Here is a 4,868-nt window from a genome sequence, read left to right as displayed (position 1 = left end):
GCGAGCCGCTGAGGCAGGCGTTCAGGGAGGGCGATTCGAAAGCTGGTTGTACCTGCGGTCACGTCCCGACTACGTGGAACGTCCACGCCCGGACATTGAGGTCGTCTCTCTGAACGAGGCGGGACCCGAGGCCCTCATTACGTTGCCGGGCGTAGGGGAGACCATCGCCGAACGCATTATTGCGTTTCGCGAAGAACGCGAAGCCCCCATCACCGATCCGTACCAGCTCACAGAGGTATCCGGGCTGACCGAGAACCAAATTGAGCAGTGGCGCGGTCTCGTCGATCCTGCTCTTGAGCCGTCGGACTAAGCGTTTTCGCAGTTCCCTCGATCCAGCCGTCCTTCTGATTTTTTCCGAGTAAGTTCGCCATGCCGACTGCCCTCAATACACCCATTGTGCAGGACGGGCTCGAACGCATTCCCTTTTTCAACGGCCGCGTGCTTACCGCCGAGGACTTGAGCGCGGAGCAGACCGCCGATGCGACTGAACGCCAACGCCTCGGCCGCGCGCTGGGGACGGGGGTGGTCGACGGCCTGTTCGTGCGGAAGACAAGCGACGAGACGGTGACGGTCGAGGCCGGCCTCGGTTTAGCCCCGAACGGGCAGATGGTCGAGCTTCCGCAGACGACCGAGGTGTCAGTTGTCTCCAGCATCGAGCGCGAGAAGACGACGGGAACGAAGGGGGCGTTTAAGGACTGTGCGGTACAATCGGCCACCATTACGACTGGCACCGGGGCGTACCTGCTTGTCGCCGAGTCGGCCTCGACGCCGGAGGGGCGCACCCCAAGAACGAGTCTTGGTGGAGACGGAAGGGTGGGGGAATGTGGGGCCGAGCGCCGCGTCGAAGGTGCGCGGATGCGACTGGTGTCTCTCGATGCCAGCACGATGGAGCCCATTGATGCCTCGCTCGGCGAACGCATTCAGGCCTTGGCCGAAGACGTCGAAAGCGCTCGTGCAGCCGGGGAGCGTCCCGATCCGGCCTCGGTCTCCCGACTCCGTAACCTGTGGGCTCACGTCCTCCTGCGTGGATCGGTGTCATCGAGTGCCGGTGGTCCGTCGGCTGCTGCAAGGGCAGCCCCCCGGTCCCAGCTGTCGATGCAGGAGGTCACTGGGTCCCGCGCCGTTCCGGTTGGTCTGGTCTACTGGGCCTCCGATCAGATCGAGTTCGTCGACGTGTGGGCGGCACGAACCGTCGTCCGCCCGCCCACCGACACGGAGCGCGGTGCTGCCCTCTCCGACCGGCGGCTGGAGCGGTATCTTCAGTTCGTCGATCATATCGGAGAGGTTGTGGCGTCGCATCCGAATCCCCGCGAGATCCGTCTCGATAACTACGTGCGATTCGTTCCGCCGGTTGGAATGGTCGCAGCATTCCAGGTGGACGCCCCACAGGGGGTCGACCCCGACCGATTTCTGGAGCGTTACTCGCGGGGGACGACCGGGCGCAAACGGTCGGGGCCAATCACCAACGTCCTTCACCGGTCCTTCTCCTATCCCCCCATCGACCTCGACGCTCGCCCAAACCTGCTACGATTCCGAGTCGGATTGGCGTCAGACACGAATCCGCCGGGCCTGTTTTCACGCCCCATCCTTGTATATGTGCATCGCGACGTCGGTGTGGCGTCGACGACCGATGGGGCGACGATCGTCTTTGAGACGGCGCGAGCAGTGTACCGAAGTCTTTTGGAGGCTCGCGCCTTCGAGCCGGCTGAGCTACAGAGCACATCACAGGTGGAGGCCATGACGACCATCCGGGGGGATCTCCGCGGGCTCTTGGAGCGGGCCGGCCAGGGGGCAACCCGCACCGCTCAGGGAAGCGATGTGGCCGGGACGCTGGATGCCTTCCAGCACCTCTACGAGGAGCAGATCCGTGTCATGGAGCGGTTCCGAAAAGACATTGAGGGCATCGAGGAGGAGGGGCCGCGCCAACGGTTCGCCGGCGATGTGGAGGCACGGCTGCGACAAACCGGCGGATCTAATTTGTCGGCTACTCTCAAGTCGGCGCTGAGCGACGACGACCTTGTAGCGGCAATCGATGCTCAGGCGGCGGTGAATGAGTATGTAGGCCGTTGGGTGGGGGATACCATTGCCACAGGACCGACGACCCTCCAGCATGTTGGAAGTCCGGACGGGGATGTGCTCGTGCCCCCGGGGACTGAGGGGGCGCCCTCCACCTTCACCTACGAGTTCGATCTCAAAAACGAAACGGATCAACGTCTCACGTTTCAGCTCTCAGCCCAGGCGACGGCACCGACCGGGGACTGGACGGGGAGCACAACCGTGCGTGACGCGCAGGGCAACGAGACGACCACGATAAAGATCGACAGCGCAACGACTGAGACCCTCACCGTGGACGTCACGCCCCCGCAAGGGACCACCGTTGGGGAAACGGCGACCCTCACTGTGCGGGCAACAGTGCCGGCACCCAACGACCGCACCATGGAAGAAACGCTTCAACTTCCCATCGAAGAATCCACTGGTCCCCCGACCACACACATCATTGAGCTCTCCAATCTGGTCGTCTTCAATCGGAATACCCTGCAGCCGTACGCCCTTCCAAACGATCCGGCAACGACTCCCATCGAGATCCCGACATCGGACCAGATCCGGATCCGAGTCGACGCCACATTTACGGCGAGTGCCGATCCAACGACTGGTGTGGACTTCGACGTGACGGCCTCGCTCACGATTCCGTCCGACGGCGACGGGAGCCCTGATGAATGGCCCTTCGACCTGTTTCGAGACACCACGCTGATTGGGTCTGCGACGGACGGAACTGCGACAGGCGTCGTGGAGGATCTCTCGGATGGGAGCAGTCTCCGGTTGAAAATCGACATGAACGTTCCGGACACCGCGGGGCGGGAAGCCGTCGTTTCGCTCAATGTCGAGTCTTCGGCCCTGCAGATCAGCGACGGAACCGGGGATCTGCGACTCAGGGTCGTATCGTCCTGAAGGATGTGTAGTCTTTTGTCACCCCGAACCCACGTCTCCTCCCTTCCAAACTCCGATTCATACCCATGTTTGCCTCTCGTCACAGCATCCAGTTGGTCGCCTTTTTTCTCGTCGGGCTACTGCTGAGCACTGTAGGACAGGCGTCCGCAGATCCATGTGCAATTGAGCTTCAAAAGCCGGGGTCGAGCGTCACCATCGACGGGGTTCAGGGGTCAGGCGAGTGGTCGCAGGCCGGCCAGATCTCGTCGTCGGATGGGTGTCTGGACCAGGTTCAAGAGCTGAACACCAGCCGGACGTACGATATCACGGTCTACTCGCAACGGTACGACCAGGGAGGCACGGAGTATCTCGGCTTCCTGTTCGTGGTCCCCGACGCCACCACTCAGGATTCGAAAAATCCAGCGGACAGCACGACCGAGCAGATCTACGTATATTTCGACCCGAATCGAAGCGGGGGAACGGCGCTGGCGACTGGATCGGCCGGGAGTCGTGGAACCGACTACCGGTTAAAGCTCCAACACGGGTGGAAATCTCAGACGGGAGGGGGGCTGCAGTCAAGCCTTGAGTGGGCCACACCATCCGCGTCCGCAACCTGTTCGCAAAACTTATTCAAGCCAGCCACCCTGCCGTCGAACGCAACCGAGGCGGTTTCAAAGCGGAGTCCCGGGGCCGGGTACGTGGCGGAGGTGCGCATTCCGGTCAGTGCAATCGGAAATCCTGGCAGCGGTGCTGCCGATCCGGACATCGGCGTCGCGTTCGCTGTGGTTGACGATCAGGGCACATATCAGGCCTCCTCCGTCGTCACCGACAAGTTTGCCGCCTCTTTTCCGGCGGTATTGCCGAGCAACAACGCCAACAATCCGGCCACTCCCTGCCCTGCGGAGTACCACAAGCCTGAAAACTACGGGGTGGGGCTCTGGACCTCCACCACTGGGGACGTCACGATCTCCCGTCAGCCCGTTTTCTGGAATAGCCAGGACATCCGGGCCCTGCAGTGTGGGGAGATGAGCACCTATACCTACTACTCGGATGCGCCGTGCGAGCTGACTTTGGAGGCGACGATTCACAACTCTCGCCCAGCCGACCTCGTCCGGCATGTGCTGTACGTTTGGGCGGATCACGGGGCAAGCCCCTCGACCTGGCGCTTCGTTGACCTACAGCAGAGCACTGTGCCGGCAGGGGGGAGCCAAACCATCACGTCGGCTGTCTGGGGCCAGGTGCCGTCCGGGCTGGCCCATCACCCGTGTGTTCGGGCGTACATCCTGCCGCAAAACCTGAATCAAGGAGGGTGGAGCGCCTCAAGAGTCCGGAATATTAGCTCCAGTTCGGATCTCACCGACATGATGAGTGCCTACGGGCTGAACACAGCGAACTGGGCACAAAAAAATATCAGCGCGAGCAGTGGGACCAACGAGTGCCCGAATGAGGGATGTCGAATTGAGGCAGGAGGAGACTCCGGAGACATCGGGGCTCCGGGAGTCGGGTGGGAAATTGAGGGGATCCTTGCTGGTCTTCTGCTGATTTTGGTTCTGGGCGTCGCAGTGATGGAGATCCGCCGCATTCCATGGCGTCGGACACGACGGGCGCTGCCGCTCGTGCTGGTCCTCGGGGTAGTGGCCGCGTGCACCCCGAGTGCTTCGGATCTCCTTCTCTCGGACTCCGAGTTTAATCAGTTCCACTCCGACAATGCCATCGTGCAAATGCAGGTGTACGGGGTGGTCCCTGTCGAAAATCCGGATCCGGAGACCTCCAACTTCTACGATGTGATCGGGGGGGTGCACCGCCTAATCCCCGAGAGCCAGCTCGCTGAGCGGGGCCGAGACGGCATTCCCCTTGAGCTAAGGGTTACAAACACCAACACGGAGCCCCAGCGCGTCCTGCTCAGTGTGGAAAGCGTTCTTCCGCCGGCGCTTCAGGAG

Annotated in this window: 3 protein-coding genes; all 3 read left to right on the top strand. The window is 62.2% G+C overall.

The features are described from left to right. A partial coding sequence (locus V5A20_RS13065) for a ComEA family DNA-binding protein (RefSeq protein WP_332327535.1) occupies positions 1-310 on the top strand: 310 nt, incomplete at its 5' end. A 59-nt stretch (positions 311-369) separates the two neighbouring features. Continuing rightward, the gene (locus V5A20_RS13060; protein ID WP_332327534.1) at positions 370-2,949 is read left to right on the top strand and encodes a COG1470 family protein; all 2,580 of its coding nucleotides are present in this window, start codon (positions 370-372) and stop codon (positions 2,947-2,949) included. Between the two features lie 65 nt (positions 2,950-3,014). Further along, positions 3,015-4,868 (top strand): hypothetical protein (locus V5A20_RS13055; RefSeq protein WP_332327533.1); only part of this gene is annotated, 1,854 nt, incomplete at its 3' end.

The organism is Salinibacter sp. (assembly GCF_036626415.1).
GTDB lineage: Bacteria > Bacteroidota > Rhodothermia > Rhodothermales > Salinibacteraceae > Salinibacter.
The sequence above is the reverse complement of the archived record's forward strand: the minus strand, read 5'-3'. Positions and strand labels throughout refer to the sequence as shown.